Origin of the sequence: Streptomyces sp. NPDC059668, from assembly GCF_042734135.1 — a bacterium.
In the GTDB taxonomy this organism is placed as follows: Bacteria; Actinomycetota; Actinomycetes; order Streptomycetales; family Streptomycetaceae; genus Streptomyces.
This window is the reverse complement of sequence record NZ_JBHWEL010000009.1, coordinates 69,523-89,784: the sequence shown is the minus strand read 5'-3', so window position 1 is coordinate 89,784 and position 20,262 is coordinate 69,523. Positions and strand designations below refer to the sequence as shown.

At 70.7% G+C, this 20,262-nt stretch carries 18 protein-coding genes; 7 read left to right on the top strand and 11 right to left on the bottom strand.

Going from position 1 to position 20,262, the window contains the following annotated elements:
- Position 1: 1 nt before the first annotated feature.
- Positions 2–1,156, bottom strand: a complete 1,155-nt coding sequence (locus tag ACFV2J_RS09935) for a CobW family GTP-binding protein (RefSeq protein ID WP_385084012.1) — start codon at positions 1,154–1,156, stop codon at positions 2–4.
- 353 nt (positions 1,157–1,509) lie between these two features.
- On the opposite strand from ACFV2J_RS09935, the gene ACFV2J_RS09930 reads away from it, so the two are divergent.
- Both ACFV2J_RS09930 and ACFV2J_RS09925 read left to right on the top strand, forming a co-directional pair.
- Positions 1,510–2,055: a DUF6082 family protein gene (locus ACFV2J_RS09930; protein ID WP_385084011.1), complete on the top strand. Its 546-nt coding sequence runs from the start codon at positions 1,510–1,512 to the stop codon at positions 2,053–2,055.
- A gap of 190 nt (positions 2,056–2,245) precedes the next feature.
- Complete coding sequence (locus ACFV2J_RS09925) at positions 2,246–2,482, top strand: hypothetical protein (RefSeq protein ID WP_266702119.1); 237 nt, start codon at positions 2,246–2,248, stop codon at positions 2,480–2,482.
- Positions 2,483–2,760: 278 nt separating this feature from the next.
- Here ACFV2J_RS09925 and ACFV2J_RS09920 read toward each other — a convergent pair whose 3' ends face one another.
- On the bottom strand, positions 2,761–3,969 hold the full coding sequence (locus tag ACFV2J_RS09920) for a citrate synthase/methylcitrate synthase (RefSeq protein ID WP_385438047.1): 1,209 nt from the start codon (positions 3,967–3,969) through the stop codon (positions 2,761–2,763).
- Positions 3,970–4,070: 101 nt separating this feature from the next.
- Between ACFV2J_RS09920 and ACFV2J_RS09915 the strand changes: the two genes are divergently transcribed.
- The 4 genes from ACFV2J_RS09915 to ACFV2J_RS09900 all read left to right on the top strand — a co-directional run bounded on the left by ACFV2J_RS09915 (position 4,071) and on the right by ACFV2J_RS09900 (position 8,944).
- Positions 4,071–5,339 carry a citrate/2-methylcitrate synthase gene (locus ACFV2J_RS09915; protein ID WP_385088339.1) on the top strand — a complete coding sequence of 423 codons (1,269 nt, stop codon included), beginning with the start codon at positions 4,071–4,073 and terminating at the stop codon, positions 5,337–5,339.
- A 122-nt stretch (positions 5,340–5,461) separates the two neighbouring features.
- Entirely contained in the window at positions 5,462–6,406 is a 945-nt protein-coding gene (locus tag ACFV2J_RS09910; protein ID WP_385088337.1) for a sucrase ferredoxin, read from the top strand.
- 196 nt (positions 6,407–6,602) lie between these two features.
- Complete coding sequence (locus tag ACFV2J_RS09905) at positions 6,603–8,267, top strand: ATP-binding protein (protein ID WP_385088335.1); 1,665 nt, start codon at positions 6,603–6,605, stop codon at positions 8,265–8,267.
- Positions 8,264–8,944 (top strand): response regulator, encoded by a 681-nt coding sequence (locus ACFV2J_RS09900; RefSeq protein ID WP_385088333.1) that lies wholly within the window; start codon positions 8,264–8,266, stop codon positions 8,942–8,944. Before ACFV2J_RS09905 ends, ACFV2J_RS09900 begins: the two co-directional genes overlap by 4 nt.
- A gap of 113 nt (positions 8,945–9,057) precedes the next feature.
- On the opposite strand, the gene ACFV2J_RS09895 is transcribed toward ACFV2J_RS09900, so the two are convergent.
- The 3 genes from ACFV2J_RS09895 to ACFV2J_RS09885 all read right to left on the bottom strand — a co-directional run bounded on the left by ACFV2J_RS09895 (position 9,058) and on the right by ACFV2J_RS09885 (position 11,966).
- Positions 9,058–10,116 carry an ABC transporter substrate-binding protein gene (locus tag ACFV2J_RS09895; protein WP_385088331.1) on the bottom strand — a complete coding sequence of 353 codons (1,059 nt, stop codon included), beginning with the start codon at positions 10,114–10,116 and terminating at the stop codon, positions 9,058–9,060.
- A gap of 169 nt (positions 10,117–10,285) precedes the next feature.
- Complete coding sequence (locus ACFV2J_RS09890; RefSeq protein ID WP_385088329.1) at positions 10,286–11,161, bottom strand: ABC transporter permease; 876 nt, start codon at positions 11,159–11,161, stop codon at positions 10,286–10,288.
- The gene (locus tag ACFV2J_RS09885) at positions 11,151–11,966 is read right to left on the bottom strand and encodes an ABC transporter ATP-binding protein (protein WP_385088327.1); all 816 of its coding nucleotides are present in this window, start codon (positions 11,964–11,966) and stop codon (positions 11,151–11,153) included. The genes ACFV2J_RS09890 and ACFV2J_RS09885 overlap by 11 nt, the downstream gene beginning before the upstream one ends.
- A gap of 162 nt (positions 11,967–12,128) precedes the next feature.
- Between ACFV2J_RS09885 and ACFV2J_RS09880 the strand changes: the two genes are divergently transcribed.
- Positions 12,129–12,821: a response regulator gene (locus ACFV2J_RS09880; RefSeq protein WP_385088325.1), complete on the top strand. Its 693-nt coding sequence runs from the start codon at positions 12,129–12,131 to the stop codon at positions 12,819–12,821.
- 191 nt (positions 12,822–13,012) lie between these two features.
- Here the strand turns inward: ACFV2J_RS09880 and ACFV2J_RS09875 are convergent, their stop codons facing one another.
- The 6 genes from ACFV2J_RS09875 to ACFV2J_RS09850 all read right to left on the bottom strand — a co-directional run bounded on the left by ACFV2J_RS09875 (position 13,013) and on the right by ACFV2J_RS09850 (position 20,214).
- Complete coding sequence (locus tag ACFV2J_RS09875; protein ID WP_385088323.1) at positions 13,013–14,605, bottom strand: cation acetate symporter; 1,593 nt, start codon at positions 14,603–14,605, stop codon at positions 13,013–13,015.
- Positions 14,602–15,090 (bottom strand): DUF485 domain-containing protein, encoded by a 489-nt coding sequence (locus ACFV2J_RS09870; protein ID WP_385088321.1) that lies wholly within the window; start codon positions 15,088–15,090, stop codon positions 14,602–14,604. The genes ACFV2J_RS09875 and ACFV2J_RS09870 overlap by 4 nt, the downstream gene beginning before the upstream one ends.
- Positions 15,091–15,194: 104 nt before the next feature.
- Positions 15,195–15,878 (bottom strand): response regulator, encoded by a 684-nt coding sequence (locus tag ACFV2J_RS09865; protein WP_385088320.1) that lies wholly within the window; start codon positions 15,876–15,878, stop codon positions 15,195–15,197.
- Entirely contained in the window at positions 15,875–17,026 is a 1,152-nt protein-coding gene (locus tag ACFV2J_RS09860) for a sensor histidine kinase (protein ID WP_385088318.1), read from the bottom strand. The genes ACFV2J_RS09865 and ACFV2J_RS09860 overlap by 4 nt, the downstream gene beginning before the upstream one ends.
- Positions 17,023–17,547, bottom strand: a complete 525-nt coding sequence (locus ACFV2J_RS09855; RefSeq protein ID WP_385088316.1) for a DUF1453 domain-containing protein — start codon at positions 17,545–17,547, stop codon at positions 17,023–17,025. Before ACFV2J_RS09855 ends, ACFV2J_RS09860 begins: the two co-directional genes overlap by 4 nt.
- Before the next feature lie 543 nt (positions 17,548–18,090).
- Entirely contained in the window at positions 18,091–20,214 is a 2,124-nt protein-coding gene (locus tag ACFV2J_RS09850) for a type IIA DNA topoisomerase subunit B (protein WP_385082632.1), read from the bottom strand.
- Positions 20,215–20,262: the final 48 nt, after the last annotated feature.

Sequence of the window (20,262 nt, the reverse complement as noted above, 5' to 3'; positions counted from 1 at the left end):
TTCAGTCCTCCGGGCCCTGTTCCTGAGTGCCGGTCGAGTCCTCCGGGCCCTGTTCCTGTACGTAGCGCAGGACGCCCCACATGCTGTGCTCGTCGGCGTGCGGGGCGTCCTCCTCGCACGCCGCCAGCGCCTTGCCCAGGGCGGTGGTGTCGATGCCGGAGCCGATCAGTACGAGCTGGGTGCGGCGTCCGCCGACGGCCCCGGGCTCCGGACCGGCCGCCCAGGGCTCCGGGCGGAACCGCAGGAACGGTCCGACCGCGTGCACGGCGTAGCGGTTGCGGCGGTCGTGGGCGCCGAAGTCGACGTACCCCTTGATGCGGTAGAGCCCTTCGGGCCTGCTGTCGAGGAACTCCATCAACCGCCTCGGGGAGAGCGGGACTTCGGAGGTGAAGGAGAGGGATTCGTAGGCCGCGTGCAGGTGGCCTGTGTGACCGTCGGGGTCCGTGCGGCCGGCCTCGTCGTACGCGTGGAGGTCGTCGAAGGAGAGCTGGCCGACGCGGTCCACGCTCGGCCTGCGGTCGAAGAGCAACTCGGGGTCGACGCGGCCGTACGCGGCGGGCACGACGGCGGCGCGGTCCACGAGGTCCCGTACGGTGCGCAGCACCCTCTCCCCGTCGTCGGCGCGGTCGGTCTTGTTGACGACGACGAGGTCGGCGAGGGCGAGATGCCGGTCGATCTCGGGATGCTTCTCGCGCGTGCCGTCGAACTCGGCCGCGTCGACGACCTCGACGAGTCCGCCGTAGACGATCCGCGGGTTCTCACCGGCGAGCACCATCCGCACGAGCTCCTGGGGCTCGGCCAGGCCGCTCGCCTCGATGACGATGACGTCGATACGGGCCGAGGGCCGGGTGAGCCGCTCCAGATAGCCGTCGAGCTCACTGGCGTCGACGGCACAGCACAGACAGCCGTTCCCGAGCGACACGGTGGAGTCGCCGAGCGCTCCGGCCACCGCCATCGCGTCGATCTCGATCGCCCCGAAGTCGTTGACGACGGCGCCGATGCGGCTGCCCCCGCTGTGGTGCAGGAGGTGGTTGAGCAGTGTGGTCTTGCCGGAGCCGAGGAAACCGGCGAGGACGATGACGGGGATCTGCCGGTCACCGGCCGGGGGCAGCCCGTCCGGGGCGAGCGGGACCTGCTGCGGGCTTGGCTGGCTCAACGAGCGACCTCTTTCACACCGACGCGTGCGCCGGCTCGTGAACCGGCTCTTCGACGAGGGCGGCTCGCGGACCGGCGCTCGTACGGGGAATGGCTGTCGTCCCAGGATACGAGTGGGGGGAATCGCCCCGAAGTGAACGATTGTTAGCGGCGCTCGCGGGGCACACGTTGGGCATGGCGCCGGGACGCGCAACCCTCACTTCCCTCCGTGCGCCTCCTCTCCGCCTCCCCGCCGATCAGCGCCGCTCGGCAAGATTGGGAGACGGCAAGCGCGCCGCCCACCGCTCGCCGGTCCGCTCCCTGTCGCCCCACAACCGACGACCGGCGGAACGGTCGCCTGATTCGGGGGTTGACATGGCCACACAGAAATTCGGGGTACAGGGGTGGGGTTCCGCGGCCGTCGCGGGGCTCGCCTTCGCGGCGGGGGCCCTCGCCGTCCTCGCCACCCGACGACAACGCTACGAAGAACTGCGCCTGCGGGTCGCGGAAGTGGAGCGGGGAGCCCGGCAGAACGCCATGCTCGACCAACAGCGCGCCCAGCACTACCTGCTGAGCAAGGCCATGGACGACGCCGATCTGGCAGCGGTGTACAGCACCGTCCAGGCGGATTCCCCCGTCCGGCAGCGCCAGTATCTCTTCGCGAACGCCATGTACACCAACGCCCTTCTCGCCTACCGTGTCGAGGTGGTCACGTGGGAGGAGCTCCACGGCCACCTCCGGATGTTCTGCCAGAACCCGATCTTTCGCGCCTACTGGGACGCGCACCGCCCTCACCGGGCGAGCCTCGAGGGCAACTCGACGGAAGCACGTGTGGGCCGAATGGTTGACCGTCTCATCCTCGATCTTGACGAGGCCGACACGGAGGAATGGTGGGTGGTCGGCGAACCACCAACGGAGTGAACGAAGTTGATCCGTCTCGCCCCTTCTGTCGACCCGGTCAACCAATGGGTCAACCAAACGGTCAAGGGGGTACCCGAGACCATCAACGTGGAAACCCTCGGCAATAATGCCGCTATTCTGACCCCGCCCTCAGCCGTCGAGACGTGAGGACCCGGGGTCCATCGGCGTTCTAGACACGAGGGCAGGGATCTTGAAAATCGTTCGTCGCATCGGCGCGTCCCCACGCGAGAGAGGCAGCATGTCCGGCGATTCATGCCCGGACATCTTCGAGCTCAGCGACGGCAACTTCGCCGTCATCGGAACCGAGGCCACGGCGGCCCTCGACAACGAGCTCCCCTCCGACGCCGCTCGCGCCGACTACGAGCGCATCGTGATCGTCAGCAGAGAAACACTGGTACGCGCCAAGGCCGACATTCCCGATAAGTGACGCAACCGTAGGACCGCGGCATGGACTGCTCCGTCAACCGTTTGCTCCGTCAACCGTTGAGGCCGACACCCCGGTCACCCCGTTGAGGCTCGATCTCCGGACGCGGCACCCCAGCAGGCCCGTGCGAACATGAACAGCCTTCGCCCCGCGCAAGACCCTTGACGCGCTGGGCCGCTCCGAGCACACCGCGTCCACCGCGCCCGGCGATGCTCGACCACTCCTTCGTGAGGTCCGATACCGGACCGGTGCCGGACCTCACGCAACGCGCTCAGGGCGCCTCACACTCCCCCTCGGACCACTGGCGGAACCGCCACCGGCGGCACCGGCCCCACGTACCGCGCGGCCGGACGGATGATCTTCGAGTCCTGTGCCTGCTCCAGGATGTTGGCGCTCCAGCCGACGACCCGGGCCGCCGCGAAGGTGGGGGTGAACATCTCGCGCGGCAAGCCGCACAGCTCCATGACCACACCGGCGTAGAACTCGACGTTGGTGTGGAGTTCACGGCCGGGCTTGAGCTCCGCCAGGATCGCCTCCACCCGGTGTTCGACCTCGACGGCGAAGTCGACCAGGGAGCCGCCGAACCCCTGGGCGATGTCACGGAGCATCCGGGAGCGCGGGTCCTCGGTGCGGTAGACGGCATGCCCGAAGCCCATGATGCGCTCACCCGCGTGGACCCGCGCGCGGATCCACGGGTCGACGCGGTCGGCGGTGCCGATCGCGTCGAGCGTGTCCAGGGCACGGCTCGGCGCGCCACCGTGCAGCGGTCCCGACAGCGCCCCCACGGCTCCCACGAGACAGGCGGCGACGTCCGCTCCCGTCGACGCGATCACCCGCGCCGTGAACGTCGACGCGTTGAATCCGTGGTCGATGGTGGAGATCAGGTACTGCTCGACCGCCCGCGCCCGTGCCGCGTCCGGTTCCGAACCCGTGAGCATGTACAGGTAGTTCGCGGCGTACGGGAGGTCCTCGCGCGGCTCGACCGGCTCCAGCCCCCGGCCCAGCCGGTACAGCGCGGTGAGCAACGTCGGCACGGCCGCGCACGCGGCCAGCGTGTCCGCCAGACGCCGGTCCGCGTCGATGTCGTAGACCGGCCGGAACCCCGACGCCGCCCCGAGCAGCGACAACGCGGTCCGCAGGCCCGCGAGCGGTCCGGACGGTCCGGTCGCCGCCGCGATCGCGGGAAGCGCGGCACGCACCTCGTCCGGGAGCCGGCGCAGCGCCGCGGTCCGCGCGGCGAAGGCGGCACCGCGGGCCGCGTCCGGCAGTTCACCGTGGACCAGCAGGTGCCAGACATCCTCGAACCCGCGGGTCCGCGCGAGGTCGACGGCCGAGTACTGGCGGTAGTGGTAGAAGCCCTCCAGCCCCCTGACGTCCCCCAGCGCGGTCTCCGTGACGACGACGCCCGCGAGCCCTCGCGGGATGTCGGCAGGGGCGGCGGCTGTCGCGGGGGCCGTGGCGGTGGCGGTGGCGGCCCGGTTGTTCGGCATGACTTTCCTCCCTGGAAACTTGATTCGACTGTCCATGCTTGACTGGATCTCTGTCAATATTGATTGCATCAATACATCGATCCATAGATACGGTGTCGTCCATGAGCGATCAGGAACCGGGAACGCCGGCGCACGCGGGCCGACGGCTCAGCACCAGGGAGACCGCCGACCTGCTCGGCGTGAAGGCGGAGACCGTGTACGCGTACGTGAGCCGCGGTCAGCTCAGCAGCCGGCGGGACCCCGGCGGCCGGGGCAGCACCTTCGACGCCGACGAGGTGGAGAACCTCGCGCGACGCAACAGGCGTGATTCCGGCGGGAGTTCGACTGCGGTCGGTGAGCTGTCCGTCCGCACCCGCATCACCCTGATCGAGGAGGACCGGTACTACTACCGCGGTGTCGACGCGACCGAACTGGCCGCGCGCCACTCGTACGAAGAGATCGCGGAGTGGCTGTGGACCGGACGGCTGCGCCCCGGCATCACGTTCACCGCTCCGGAGGCGACCGTCGCCGCCGCCCGCCGGGCCGTCGACGCGCTGCCCGAACACAGCGGCCCGACGGACCGGCTGCGCGTCGCCGCGATCGCCGCCTCGGCCGCCGACCCGCTGCGCTTCGACCTGTCGGAGAGCGCCGTCCTCGGCACCGCGCGCACCCTCATCCCCACCCTCGTCGCCGCCCTCCCGCCGAAGCGCCACGACCACCGCGACGAGGGACCGCTGGCCCACCGGCTGTGGCCGCGGCTCACCGGCCGGAATCCTGACGAGGCGTCACTGAGGGCGCTGGACACGGCACTCGGCCTGCTCGTCGACCACGACCTGGCCGCCTCGACGCTCGCGGTACGGGTCGCCGCGTCGGCCCGGGCGCACCCGTACGCCGCCGTGTCCGCGGGCCTGGGCGTGCTGGAAGGACCCCTGCACGGCGCCGCCGGAGGCCTGGCCCACCGGCTGCTCCTCGACGTACTGGACCAGGGCACCGCGGCACCGGTGGTCGCGGACGAACTGCGCGCCGGGCGCCGCGTCCCCGGTCTCGGCCACCGGCTCTACCCCGCCGAGGACCCGCGCGCGCGTGCCCTGTTCGCCCTCCTGGAGGAGGTACCCGACGCGGCGCCGGCCCTGGCGGCGGCGCGGGACATCGTGACCACCACCGCCCGCCACACCCCCCTGCACGCCAACGTCGATCTCGCGCTGGCCGTGCTCACGGTCTCCTCCGGCATGTCCGCCTCCGCCGCGGAGACGGTGTTCGCCGTCGCCCGGACGGCCGGGTGGATCGCCCACGCCCTGGAGGAGTACGGGGAACGGCCGCTGCGCATGCGTCCCAGTGGCCAGTACGTGGGAGCGCGGCCGCCACAGCCACTCCCGGAGTGCGCCCCCTGAGCCTCCTGAAGCCTCTCCGAGCGCCGAATGCGCCCAGAGCGCGCCCCTGTTCACACGGCCGGAGGCCACCCTGGCCCAAGGTCGGAAGTCGCCTTGGCCGAAGTCAGGTTAGGCTCACCTCTGTGAGTAGGTGCACGACCGCGTCCCGCGACTTCGACGAGCCCCTCGCGGGGACCGCGGCCACCGCGAGGACATGGTTGCTGCTCGAGCAGCCCGGACCCTGGGGAGCCAAGGCGCTCACGTCGAGCCACCTGGACCCCGCGCTCGGGCGCGCCCTCGAAGCGGCCGCCGAGGGCACCGGCGTACGGATCGCGCTCATCCGGCGCCCCGGACGGCACGCGGACAGCGGGGCCTCCGCCGAGCGCCAGGTGTACGCGGCCCACACCACTCCGGGACGCGCGTGGCTGCACAGCGCCACGACCCGCACCCCCGAGCAGCTGCTCGACCTGGACTTCACCGCACTCGGCGCGGGGGATCCGTACGCCTTCGACACGGTGCTGCGGGGCCGCCCGCACCAGGGCGACCCGCTCGCGCTCGTCTGCACCAACGGCAAGCGCGACCGTTGCTGCGCCCTCCTGGGGCGGCCTCTCGCCGCCGAGCTCGCCGCCTCGGGGGTGGGCGGCGCCTGGGAGGTCACTCATCTGGGTGGTCACCGTTTCTCGCCCACCCTGCTCGTCCTGCCGTACGGCTACGCGTACGGACGGGCCGCGGCCCACTCCGTCAAGGAGATCCTCCAGGGCGTCCGGGAGGGGCGCATCGTCACCGAGGGCTGCCGGGGCTGCTCGGCCTGGGACCGGCCGGGACAGGCGGCCGAGCTGGCCGTGCGCACGGCCACCTCGGAGCACGCGGCGGACGCCTTCCGGGTCCTGCGCACCCGCGGGGCGGCACCGCGCTGGGAGGTGACCGTCACCCACACCGACGGTCGTGTGTGGCGGGTCGTCGTCGCGCAGGGCGCCTCGCTGCCGCCCCGCCCGGAGAGCTGCGGCTCGGCGCTCGGTTCCCCGGCCCGCATGGACGTGGTGGCCGTACGGGAGCTGCCCCGCACACCGATCCCGATCGCCTGCTGACCGCGGCTCACCAGGACTGGGCCCCATGTGCCGGGCCCGTGCGCCCCCGGGACCACGTACCACCGCCCCCGCACACATGACGCGGCCGGTGACACACGGCACCCCACAGCCCCGCCCGCGCCGCCCGCACGGCGATCAGGAGATCCACGCCACACCCCCTACGGCGGGCAGCGCCCTCCCCCGTACGGTCATGGGTATGAGCTCCCCTCCCCGTGCCCGACGACTGCGCCTCGGGCTGCCGCGGCGGGTGTTCTCGCAGGTGCTGCTGATGCAGGTGACGATCGCCGCCGGAGTCGCCGTCCTCGCGACCGGGCTGTTCCTCGCCCCGCTGAGCGCGCAGCTCGACGACCAGGCCATGCGCCGCGCGCTCGCGATCGCGCAGACCACGGCGGCCCAGCCGCGCATCGCCGAGGACCTCCAGACGTCCCTGCCGTCCGTGAACGGGCCCGTGCAGACCGCCGCCGAGCGGATCCGCCGGGCAAGCGGAGCGGAGTACGTGGTGGTGATGAACACGCACGGCGTGCGCTGGTCGCACAAGGACGTCAAACAGATAGGCGGAGTCGTCTCCACCGATCCCAGCCGGCCCCTGGCAGGCAAGGACGTCATGCAGATCGACAGCGGCACGCTGGGGCGCTCGGCACGCGGCAAGGTGCCCCTGCGCGACGTCCACGGGCGCATCATCGGCGCGGTCTCGGTCGGCATCGAGTACGACAGCGTGCGCGGCCGGCTGATCCACGCCATCCCGGGCCTGTTCGCCTATGCGGGGGGAGCACTGGCCGTCGGTGCCTTCGCCGCGTATCTGCTCTCCCGCCGGGTCCAGCGACAGACCCGTGACCTGGCCTTCTCCGACATCTCGGCGCTGCTCGCGGAACGTGAGGCGATGCTGCACAGCATCCGGGAGGGCGTCGTGGCCCTGGACCGGACCGGCCGGGTACGCCTCCTCAACGACGAGGCCCAGCGGCTGCTCGGGCTCGACGCGGCAGCCATCGGCCGGCCGCTCGACGACGTGCTCGGTCCGGGCCGTACCACCGACGTGCTGGCCGGCCGGGTCACCGGTACCGATCTGCTGACCGTGCGCGGTCAGCGCGTCCTGGTCGCCAACCGGATGCCGACCGACGAAGGCGGCGCCGTGGCCACCCTGCGCGACCGCACCGAACTGGAACAGCTCGGCCGTGAACTCGACTCCACGCACGGACTGATCGACGCTCTGCGGGCCCAGGACCACGAGCACGCCAACCGGATGCACACACTTCTGGGCCTGCTCGAACTGGAGATGTACGACGACGCCGTGGAGTTCGTCGGCGAGGTGGTCGGCGACCACCGGATCACCGCGGAACAGGTCACCGAGAAGGTCCACGATCCGCTGCTCGCCGCCCTGTTGGTCGGCAAGGCCACCGTCGCGGCCGAGCGCGGCGTGGCCCTGTGGATCTCGGACGGGACCCTGCTGCCCGACCGGCTGGTCGACCCGCGCGGACTGGTCACCGTCGTCGGGAACCTCGTCGACAACGCGCTCGACGCCGTGGCCGGTACGCCGCACGCGCGCGTGGAGGTCGAACTGCTCGCCAGGGGACGTACCGCCGTGCTGCGCGTGCGGGACACCGGGCCGGGCATCCCGGCGGACCGGCGGGAGCTGATCTTCACGGACGGGTGGTCCACCAAGAAGCCGCCTGCGCACGGCAAACGCGGGATCGGTCTCTCCCTGGTCAGCCGGCTCGCCGAGCGGCAGGGCGGCAGCGCGGAGGTGGCCGAGGCGAGCGGCGGGGGCGCGGAGTTCACGGTCGTCCTGCCCGAGGCGCTGACGGAGCCGGACCCGACGGCGGAACCCACCGTCCCCACGGCCGCCGAGGAGGGGTCGCGATGATCGAGGTGCTGGTCGTGGACGACGACACCCGGGTCGCGCGGGTCAACGCCGCCTACGTCACCAAGGTGCCCGGCTTCCGGGTCGCGGGCGAGGCGCACAGCGCCACCGAGGCGATGCGTCTCGTGGAGACACTGCCGCACCTGGACCTGGTTCTGCTGGACCACTACCTGCCCGACGAGACGGGCCTCACGGTCGTCCGGGAGATGCGCCGTCGCGGTCATCAGACCGACGTCATCATGGTGACGGCCGCCCGCGACATCTCCACCGTGCAGGCGGCCATGCGGCAGGGCGCGCTCCAGTACCTGGTCAAGCCGTTCGCCTTCGCGGGCCTGCGCGCCAAGCTGGAGGCGTACGCGGATCTGCGCCGTACCCTCGACGGCGGGGGCGAGGCCGAACAGGCCCAGGTGGACCGGATCTTCGGCGCCCTGTCGACGACCGCCGAGCGGGACCTGCCCAAGGGGCACTCCCCCTCGACGGCGGAACTCGTACGCCGCGCCCTGGTGAACGCCGAGGGGCCGCTGTCGGCCCAGGAGGTCGCCGAGGAGACCGGACTGAGCCGGCAGACCGCCCAGCGCTACCTGAAGCTCCTGGAGCGCACGGGACGGGCCAGGCTGACCCTCAGATACGGCGACGCGGGCCGCCCGGAGCATCGCTACGCCTGGGCGACCCGCGTCTGAGAACACGGCTCAGGAGGCACGGGGCCGTGCCTGACCGCGCGTCCGGCCGCCGGGGAAGAACAGCCGTGCGCGCGGTGGGCTGTCCGGACTGTTCTGCCCGCGGTTCGGGCCGATCAGCCGGCGGCCTTCACGAACTCCGTGGTGAAGGTCTTGGCGAGGTCCACCTTGGCGTTCTTGATGTTGGGGTTGAACGCCTTGAGCACCTTCTCGACGGTCTCGGGGCCGCCCTCGGGCATCACCCCGTCCTTGGTGAACATCGGCAGCGTGCTCTCGATGGCGGTGACGTAGAGCGCCTTGTCGCCCTGCGAGTAGTCGGCGGGCATCTTGGCGGCGATCTCGGACGCGCTGTGCGTGGCCATCCACGCGAGCGTCTTGACGAAGGCGTTGGCCAGCTTCTGGACCGTCTCCTTGTGGCCGTTCACCCAGTCCGTCTGCATGTAGAGGCTGGACGAGGGGTACGGGCCGCCGAACGCCTCCACCGAACCCTTCGGCGTACGCATGTCGATGAGCACCTTGCCCAGGCCCTTCTTCAGGACCGTGGCGACCGTCGGATCCGTCGTCATACCGCCGTCGATCGCCCCCTTCTGGAGCGCGGAGATGAAGGTCGGTCCGGCGCCGACGGCGACCGGCGAGAAGTCGCTGACCTTCACCCCGTTCTTGACCGCCAGGTACTTGGTGAGGAAGTCGGTGGAGGAACCGAGCCCGGTGATGCCCAGCTTCTTTCCCTTGAAGTCCTTGGGCGACGTGATGTCGCCCGCGCGCTTGGCGGAGACCAGTTCCACCTCCCCGGGCGCGTGCGAGAACTGGACGACGGACTCCACGGACTTGTGCTTGGTCTGCAGGTCGAGCGTGTGGTCGTAGAAGCCGACGGCCCCCTGCACCTGACCGGAGACGAGGGCGGTCTCCGCCTGCACACCGGCCGGCTCGCTGAGGAGTTCGACATCCAGGCCCTGGTCACTGAAGTAGCCGAGCCGCTGGGTGAGCATCGCCGGCATGTAGATGACCTTGTCGAGGCCGCCCACCATGATCTTGACGTGCTCCCCCTTGCCGCCGCCCGAGCCGCTGCCGCTGTCGGCGGTGGAGGAGGCCGCGTCGTTGGCGCAGGCGGTGAGCGAGGAGAGGGCGAGCAGACCGGCGGCTGCCAGCGCGGAGTATCTGGCGGTCTTGCGCATGATAGGTCACGTCCTTGTGAGAGGGCGGTGCGGGCGGAACGGACGCCCTGAGGGGCGTCGAATCGGGAACGGACGTCCTGAAGAGGGAGGTTGAGCCAGGAACGGACGTCGTGGGGTGAGGCGTAGGGGTGGGTGACCGGGCGGTCGGGAACCCGGGCCCCCGGGCAGGTCAGCTCTCGGAGTCCGACGGCTTCCAGCGGAAGATGCGGCGCTCGGCGAAGGTGAGCAGCCCCTCGGCCAGCAGCGCGACCACGGCGAGGATGACCATCGCGGCGTACACACCGGCCGCGTTGAAGGTGCCCTGGGACTGCGCGACGAGCAGACCGATGCCCTTGGTGGCGCCGATGTACTCACCGACGATCGCGCCGATGAGGGCGAAGCCGAAGCTGACGTGGAGGCTGGTGAAGATCCATGAGGTGGCCGACGGGATGACGACCTGAAGCGTCACCCGGCGGTCGCTCGCGCCGAGGATCCGGGCGTTGGCGACCAGGTTGCGGTCGACCTCACGGGCACCCTGGAACGCGTTGAAGAAGACCGGGAAGAACACCAGGACCACCGCGGAGGCGACCTTGGAGGCGGGGCCGAGCCCGAACCAGATCACGAAGATCGGGGCCAGCACGATCCTCGGTATGGAGTTGAGCACCTTGATGTACGGACCAAGGACATCGGCGAGGAAGGCGACGCGTCCCAGCGCGATACCGAAGACCACACCGGACACCACGCCGATGATCCAGCCGAGCAGCGCCTCGTGGAGCGTGAACCAGATCTGCTCGCCGAGCGAACCGAGCGCGGTCCCGTGGGCCGTCCAGGTGTAGATCTGGTCCCAGATCTTCGACGGCATGGAGAAGTTGAACGGGTCGATGATCTCGGCTCGCGCGAACACCTCCCACAGACCGAGCACGGCGACCAGAAGCACCGCGCGGACCGCGGCTACGATCGTCCTGCGTCTGCGAGCGGCTCGGGCCCGTGAGTGGGCGCGCCCCGGCTTCACGGGTTCGCTGTCGGCCGGAGTGACGACGGCCTCGGGTATGACGTCAGGCGACATCGGCCGCACCCCTCTCGCGCGTGATGCGGACCTCTTCGCCCAGCGACTCCCAGATCTCGCGGTAGATCTCGATGAACCGCGGCTCCAGGCGTACCGCCTCGACCTTGCGGGGCCGGGGCAGATCGATGTCGAAGATCTGCTTCACGGTGGCCGGGCCCGCCGTCATCACGACCACCTTGTCGGCGAGCGCGATGGACTCCTCCAGGTCGTGGGTGACGAAGACGACCGAGGCGCCCGTGCCCTCCCACAGCTCCAGCAGTTCGTCCGACATCAGAGCCCTGGTCTGCACGTCGAGCGCCGAGAAGGGCTCGTCCATCAGCAGGATCTCGGGGTCGTTGACGAAGGTCGCGGCGAGCGCGACACGCTTGCGCTGACCGCCGGAGAGCTGGTGCGGATAGCGGTCCTCGAAGGCGGCGAGACCGACCCTGGCCAGCCATTCGCGGGCCCGCTTCTTCGCCTCCGCCTTGGGCACCCCACGAAATCGCGGGCCGGCCATGACGTTCGACAGGACCGTGCGCCACGGGAAGGTGGCGTCCTGCTGGAAGACGAAACCGACCTTGTCGCCGACACCCTCGACCGGCGCGCCCGCCACCAGGACCTCGCCCTCGGTGGGCTCCTCCAGGCCGCTCACCAGGGTCAGTGTGGTCGACTTCCCACAGCCCGTGGGCCCGACGACGGCCACGAACTCGCCACGGCCTATGGTCAGGTCCAGTTCCCTGACCGCCGTGTGCAGACCCCCTGACGGGGTCTTGAAGATCTTGCTGGCGCCCCGCAACTCGATGGCGGGGCCGGTGTCTGCGCTCATGGGCCCGGACGGTAGATGTGGTGCGGGCCACAGCATCAGTCTTCTGGGCGCAAGGTGTTCTTCTGCTTGCAAGAGTCTGTTGTGCTCGTTTTGCTCGCGCTACAACAGCGGAGCCGAAACACGGGCTTAACGCTCGCCCAGGGCTTGAGAGGAAGAGGCCCGATGATTGACGTCCTGGTCGTGGACGACGACTTCCGCGTCGCTGAGATCAACGCGAAGTACGTGGGGAAGGTTCCCGGATTCCGGGTGGCCGCCCGCGCGCACAGCGCTGCCCAGGCCCTGGCCGCCGTGGAGCGCGCGCCCGTCGACCTGGTCCTGCTCGACCACTATCTGCCCGACCAGACAGGCCTCGAACTCGTCCACCACATGCGCGAACGGGGTCACGGAACCGACGTCATCATGATCACCGCGGCGAGCGACGTGGTGACCGTCCGGGCCGCGATGCGTCTGGGCGCCCTGCACTATCTGGTCAAGCCGTTCACCTTCGCCGCGCTGCGCACCCGCCTGGACTCCTACGCGGCCCTGCGGCGGACCGTCGACCGGGTGGGCGGGCGCGGCGTGGCCGGCCAGGAGCAGGTCGACCGGATCTTCGGCGCTCTGCGTACGGCGCCCACACCGGCGTCTCCCGGGCTGCCGAGGGGCCACTCGGAACCCACCACCGACCTGATCTGCGGTGTGCTGCACCGTTCGGGCCAAGCGTTGTCGGCCCACGAGGTGGCCGCCGAGACAGGCCTCAGCCGCTCCACCGCCCAGCGCTACCTGCGCCATCTCGAACAGGCGGGACGCCTGCGCCTGTCCCTCAGGTACGGCGACACCGGACGCCCGGAACATCGGTACGCGTGGGTGGCGCCCTGAGGGCTGCCCCACGCGCGACGGCCGCCCCCGCCTGGCGGCGCGAGTCGGATTCTCCCCCGGCCCCGGCACGGACCCGCGGCGGACGGGGTACTCCGCTGGAGGCCCGCGCCGCCGCGGGCCTCCACCACGGGACTCCTCAAGGGCCCCTCGCCTCGCCACGGACTTGGCGCCACCTGGGTACCGCGCGGCCCTCAGACCGCACCGGCCCCCGTCAACGACCGCACCTCGGTCTCCGCGTGCTTGGCCTCGTCCGGCGGCTCCACCGAGGTGACCGTCCCCAGCCAGCCCGAGAGGAAGCCGAGCGGGATCGACACCAGGCCGGGGTTCTGCAGCGGGAAGTACTGGAAATCCACGCCCGGGAACAGGGAGTCGGGACTGCCCGACACCACCGGCGACAGCAGTACGAGCACCAGCGCGGGCACCAGCCCTCCGTATACGGCCCAGACCGCGCCGCGGGTGGTGAAGCTCCGCCAGAACAACGAGTACAGCAGCACCGGCAGGTTCGCGGACGCGGCGACGGCGAAGGCGAGGCCCACCAGGAAGGCCACGTTCAGGTCGCGGGCCACCAGCCCGAGCGCGATCGCGACGACTCCGATGCCCACCGCCGCCGCCCGCGCCACCGCGACCTCGCTGCGTACCTTCGCGTGCCGGCGTCGCAGGGAGGTGTACAGGTCGTGCGCCACGGACGCGGAGGACGCCAGGGTGATGCCGGCCACGACCGCGAGGATCGTGGCGAAGGCGATGGCCGCCACGACCGCGAACAGCACTGTCCCGCCGGTCGAGTCGGGGCCGCCGCCCAGGTCGAGCGCGAGCAGCGGAACCGCCGTGTTCCCCGCCGCGTTCGACTCCCTCACCGCCTTCGGTCCGACGATCGCCGCAGCGCCGAAGCCCAGCACGATCGTCATCAGGTAGAAGCCCCCGATGAGTCCGATCGCCCAGACCACCGAACGCCGTGCGGCCCGCGCGGTCGGCACGGTGTAGAAGCGCGACAGGATGTGCGGCAGTCCGGCCGTGCCGAGCACCAGCGCGAGGCCCAGGCTGATGAAGTCGAGACGCGCCGTCCAGTCCCCGCCGTACTTCAGACCGGGCACGAGAAACGCGTCGCCGTGCCCGCTGCGCCCGGCGGCCGAGAGCAGCAACTGGTTGAAGTCCCCGTGGAAACGCACCAGGACGAGCACGGTCAGCGCGACGGCGCCGCCCATCAACAGGACCGCCTTGACGATCTGGATCCATGTGGTGGCCCGCATCCCGCCCAGCGACACATAGATCACCATGAGCGCGCCGACACCGATCACCGTCCAGTTCCGCGCCGCGCCGCTCGTACCTCCCAGGAGCAGCGCGACCAGGCTGCCCGCGCCCACCATCTGCGCGACCAGATACAGGACGGACACCGTCACCGAGGCCGTTCCCGCGGCGATCCGCACCGGTCGCTCGCTCATCCGCGCCGCGACGACGTCGGCGAGGGTGAACCGCCCGCAATTGCGCACGAGTTCGGCGACGAGGAACAGAACGACGAGCCAGGCGACGAAGAATCCGACGACGTACAGCAGTCCGTCGTAGCCGTAGAGCGCGATGAGTCCCGTGACCCCGAGGAAGGACGCCGCCGAAATATAGTCACCAGAAATGGCAAAACCATTCTCCATTGATGAGAACAGTCGCCCCCCGGCGTAGAACTCCTCGGCCGAACCGTGCCGGTTGCGGCTCACCCACGTGGTGATCGCCAGCGTCACCGCCACGAACACGCTGAACAGCAGGAGCGCCAGCGTCTGATGGTTGCCGGTCACCGCTCGGCTCCTCCGACGCTGCGCGTCAACTCCTGGGTGTCCCAACGCAGTTCGAGAGCGGCCCGGTCACGGCGCAGCCGCGCGTGGCGCGCGTAGGCCCAGGTGAGCAGGAACGTGGTGAGGAACTGCCCGAGTCCCGCCACCATGCCCACGTTCACCGCGCCGGCGACCGACCGGGCCATGAACCCGGGCGCTGCCGTGGCGGTCACCACGTAGCCGACGTACCAGGTGAAGAACACGGCGAAGGCTGGCACCACGAACCTCCGGTACCGGCCGCGCACCTCCTGGAAGGCCGCGCTGCGCTGCACCTTCAGATAGACCTCGGCCGTGCCGCCCGTGCGGCCTCCCTGCCCCTGGCGCGCGGGCGGGACGACGGGCGCGGGCGCCCCCGTGCCGTCCAACTCGCCCCAGCCGGAGGCGAGCGCGTCATACCAGGGGTCGTCGAACCGGACCTCCCCCGTGTCGCGGCCGTCGTGCTTCTCCACCGAACTCTCCTTGTCCGCGACCTGATTCGGCCGCGTACCCAAGGATGTACAGATCGGGAAGATCCCGGACTCTTCTACCCACCCACTTCACCCCATCAGGTGACTCAATTCACCGGTGGCCGGACGAGACCCTTCCCATAGGCATAACGCACCGCTTGGGCACGGTCCTTGAGCCCGGTCTTGGCGAAGAGATTGTTGATGTGGGTCTTCACCGTGGCGGTGGAGACGTGCAACTTGCGGGCGATCTCCTGGTTGGTGAGTCCGTCGGCGATCAGCAGCAGCACCTCTGTCTCACGCGCGGTGAGTCCGTCGGGCGGCGCCACGGGCGCGGCCGGCGGCGGTTCCGGCTGCGACAGCCGTTCCAGCAGCCGCCGTTGGACACTCGGGGAGAGTCCCGCGTTTCCGGACAGCACGCTCTCCACGGCGCGCACGATCTCGTCGCCGCCCGCGTCCTTGGTGAGATATCCGCGGGCCCCGGCCCGGAGCGCCGGGAACAGCGACTCGTCGTCGGCGTACGTGGTGAGCACGACCACCTGCGTCCCCGGATGCTCGGCGCGGATGCGCCGGGTCGCCTCGACGCCGTCGCAGCGCGGCATGCGCAGGTCCATCAGCACGACGTCCGGGGCGAGTTCGGCGACGAGCGCCACGGCCTCCTCCCCGTCTCCGGCCGCACCCACGACCTCGATCCCCGGCAGCAGGCCCAGCAGCATCACGATGCCCTCGCGCACCACCGTCTGGTCGTCCGCCACCACGACCCGAGCCGCCCTTCCGGTCTCCTCCGTCGTCATACGGGCACCTTCAGCGTGACCACGAACCCCTCCTCGTCCGGCCCGGCCTCCAACGAGCCGCCCAACAGCTCGGCACGCTCCCGCATGCCCAGCAGACCGTACCCGGCACCTGCGGTACCGAGCTCTCCCGGCGCTCCCCCTGAGTCCCGTACGGCCAGCGTCACTTCGTGTTCGCCGTAGTCCAGCCGCACGTGGACCTTGGCCCCCGGCGCGTGCTTGCGGACGTTCGTCAGGGCCTCCTGCGCGACCCTGCGCACCGCCTGCGAGGCCTCGGCCGGCAGCAGCTGGCGTTCACCCGTGACGGTGACGTCGGCACCGTCGGACGTGGCGACCAGTTCACCCAGGAATTCCTCCACCGGGGACATCTCGCCCCGCAGCGCGGAGAGCGCCTGCCGTGTCTCGGCGAGCCCCTCCCTGGCCATCCCGCGCGCCGCCACGACGCGTTCGAGGATCGTCTCCCGGTCGGCGCCCCGCTCGATCAGCAGCCTGGCCGCCTCGAGGTGCACCATCTGCGCCGAGAGGCTGTGCGCCAGCACGTCGTGGATCTCCCGGGCGATCCTGGCGCGCTCCGCGAGCGCCGCCGACTCCGCCTCGGCCGCACGTGCCGCGCGCTCCTGGTCGAGGAGCCGCTGGGCGCTGCCCCGTGCCTCCGCGTCGAGGCGCAGTACGTATCCCGCCAGGACGAGCCCCACGGCGGTGGCCACCGTGGTGAGCCAGATGTCGTCGTTGACCGCCGCGTAGGCGCTCAGCGCCACCGTGGTGAGGGGCAGCGCCGCCGCCAGGGGCAGCCTCTCGACGGCGCTGATCCCGCACGCGCACCACAGCACGAGCGCCGGAACCCTGAATCCCGTGCTCGCCGCCACCGTCGCCATCGCGAGCAGCAGCGCGAGCAGCGCCACGGAGGGCAGCAGCCGGTGCTGGAGCGTGCACTGCCAGAACGCCCAGGCGGCGGCCGCGCAGACGATGACCCCGAGCGCCGCCGCCGCGGTCTGCCATCCGCTCAGATCGCTCTTCGAGAAGGTCGTCCACAGGAGCACGCCCAGTCCGAAGAGGCGCGTCGCCCAGGCGAGCACGCGCCTGGCCCTGGTCACTCCCGCTCGGGAGAGCGCCTCGCGGGAGGGCCAGCGGGTCCAGGAATGCTCGCTCACACGCGCTCCTTCCACGGGGCCTGGGGCACGCCGCCACCGTACGCCGCGTCCTGCGCGACCGCCGGGCGCAGGGACTGCGAACGCCAGAGCAGGAGTCCGGAGCGGACCAGCAGGGTGGCCGCGAGCGCGAGCAGCAGCGCGGAGCTGTTCTGACGCACACCGAGCAGCGCACCGATCCCGTAGAGCCCCAGCCGCGCGGCTATGCCCACGCCCCAGACGGCCGCGCCGGTCTTGGTGCTCCTGCTCCAGACCGTGCCGTCCGGCTCCATCCACATCCGCGTGGTCCACGCCCAGGCGGCTCCGACGGCCAGCCCGATGACGATCTCGGTCCCTATGAGGAGGATCGCCCCGGTCCGGTGGTGGGAGTCGACGAGCCCGGGCTCACGCAGAGCGATCACGGCCAGCACGGCCGGCACGATCCACCAGCGCCTGTCCGTGCTCACCCTGCGCGTACGGAATTGGCGTGCGACGACCAGAACAACAACGGCGACGATCACCAAGGCGTTGACGAGCCCGGACATCGCGACCTCCATGGGCGAGGAAGAGCGGCTACCGACAGCGAGCGCTGCCGACGCCTTCGACGCTACGGAAATCGCGAGGTCAGCAGATCGGAGCCCGGGTGGATCCCGGGTGGACCCACCCGACCCCCAGCCCTCCACCCCCAGGTGGAGCCAAGTCCGTCAGCCCCTGGTCCGAAGCCCCGCGCGTTCCCCCGCACCCGACGAGCACGCGAGGGGCCGTGCCGGCACGTCGCAGCCCGTCGCTTACGCCCGGATCGAACAACGGCTCCCATGCCCGGCCCACATCTGATCCAGCGGCGACGGGCTCGACGTACCGGCACGGCCCCGCCCCACCACCGGCCGCACCCGCACCCGCACGCACCTCAGGCCGGCGAACCCGCAGCAGTGCTCAAGCCCACGAACCCGCAGCCGCACGCACCCACACACCCGCTTCCCAAGCGCGCGAACCCACAGCCGCTCTCAAGCGCCCGAACCCACAGCCGTAGCCACACCCGCACCCAAGCCCGCGAACGCCCCGGCCCACCCCGACCGCCCGCGCAGCCCCTACGCATCGATGCGCGACCGGTCCAACGTCGCCGCGGACCTGGAGATGAACTCCTTCCGCGGGGCCACGTCGTTCCCCATCAGCAGATCGAACACCTGCTCGGAGGCGTCCAGGTCGGAGATGTTGATCCGCCGCAGCGTCCGGTACCTGGGGTCCATCGTCGTCTCGGCCAGCTGATCGGCGTCCATCTCGCCGAGACCCTTGTACCGCTGGATCGAGTCCTTGTACCGCACGTTCTTGCGCTGCAACTCCAGCAGCGTCTCCCGCAGCTCACGGTCCGAGTACGTGTAGACGTACTTGTCCTGCCCCTTCTTGGGCTGGCTGAGCTCGATGCGGTGCAGCGGCGGCACCGCCGCGAACACCCGCCCGGCCTCGACCATCGGCCGCATGTACCGCTGGAACAGCGTGAGCAGCAGGATCCGGATGTGCGCGCCGTCGACGTCGGCGTCGACCAGGAGAATGATCTTCCCGTAGCGCGCGGCGTCGATGTCGAACGTCCGCCCGGACCCGGCCCCTATGACCTGGATGATCGCACCGCACTCGGCGTTCTTGAGCATGTCCGTCACGGACGACTTCTGAACGTTCAGGATCTTGCCCCGGATGGGCAGCAGCGCCTGGAACTCCGAGTTCCGCGCCAGCTTGGCCGTACCGAGCGCGGAGTCGCCCTCGACGATGAACAGCTCGCTGCGCTCGACGTCGTCGCTGCGGCAGTCGGCGAGCTTGGCGGGCAGCGACGAGGACTCGAGGGCCGTCTTCCGGCGCTGCGCGTCCTTGTGCTGGCGCGCGGCGATCCTCGTGCGCGCGGCGGAGACGGCCTTCTCCATCACGACGCGGGCCTGCGCGGCGGCGTCCCGCTTGGCGGAGGTCAGGAACGCCTTGAGCTCCTTGGACACCACGTTGGTCACGATGCGGCGGGCCGCCGAGGTCCCGAGGACCTCCTTGGTCTGGCCCTCGAACTGCGGCTCGGCGAGACGCACGGTGACGACGGCGGTCAGGCCCTCCAGGGCGTCGTCCTTGACGATGTCGTCCTCGGCGACGCGCAGCAGCTTCTTCGCCCGCAGCACCTCGTTCATCGTCTTGGCGACGGCCTGCTCGAAGCCCGCGACATGGGTGCCGCCCTTGGGGGTGGCGATGATGTTCACGAACGACTTCAGGGTCGTGTCGTAGCCGGTGCCCCAGCGCAGCGCCACGTCCACGCCGAGCTCACGGGTGACCTCGGTCGGCGTCATCTGTCCGTGGTCGTCGAGGACCGGGACGGTCTCCTTGAAGCTGCCCTGCCCGGAGAAGCGGAGCACGTCGCAGACGGGCTTGTCCGTGGCCAGGTACTCGCAGAACTCACTGATGCCGCCGTCGAAGCGGAAGGACTCCTCGCCCTTGCTGCCGCCCTCGCCGAGCCCGTACTCGTCGCGTACGACGATGGTGAGGCCCGGGACCAGGAATGCGGTCTGGCGGGCACGCTGGTGCAGGTGGTCCAGGGAGAGCTTGGCGTCCTTGAGGAAGATCTGCCGGTCGGCCCAGTAGCGCACCCGCGTGCCGGTGCGGGTCTTGGGGACCCGCTTGAGCTTGCGCAGCCCGCTCGTCGCGTCGAAGGCCGCCTCGGGCCCGTCCGCCTTGAACGCTCCCGGGGTGCCGCGGCGGAAGCTGACCGCGTGCGTGTTGCCGCCGCGGTCCACCTCGACGTCCAGACGGGCGGAGAGCGCGTTCACCACGGAGGCGCCCACGCCGTGCAGACCGCCGGAGGCCGCGTAGGAGCCGCCGCCGAACTTTCCGCCGGCGTGCAGCTTGGTCATCACGACCTCGACGCCGGAAAGGCCGGTCTTGGGCTCCACGTCGACCGGGATGCCACGGCCGTTGTCCCGCACTTCCACCGAGCCGTCGTCGTGCAGGATCACGTCGATGTGGTCGCAGTACCCGCCCAGGGCCTCGTCCACGGAGTTGTCGATGATCTCCCACAGGCAGTGCATCAGACCGCGACTGTCGGTCGATCCGATGTACATGCCAGGGCGCTTGCGGACGGCTTCGAGCCCCTCGAGGACGAGCAGGTGCCGCGCGGTGTAGTTGGAACCGTCCCGGTCTGATCCGGTCAGCAACGCTGTGGACGGCACGGACGTGTCGGCGGTCACGCGGTTCGCTCCTCGCTGAATTTCAGATGGGGCCCTTTTGGGTAAGGG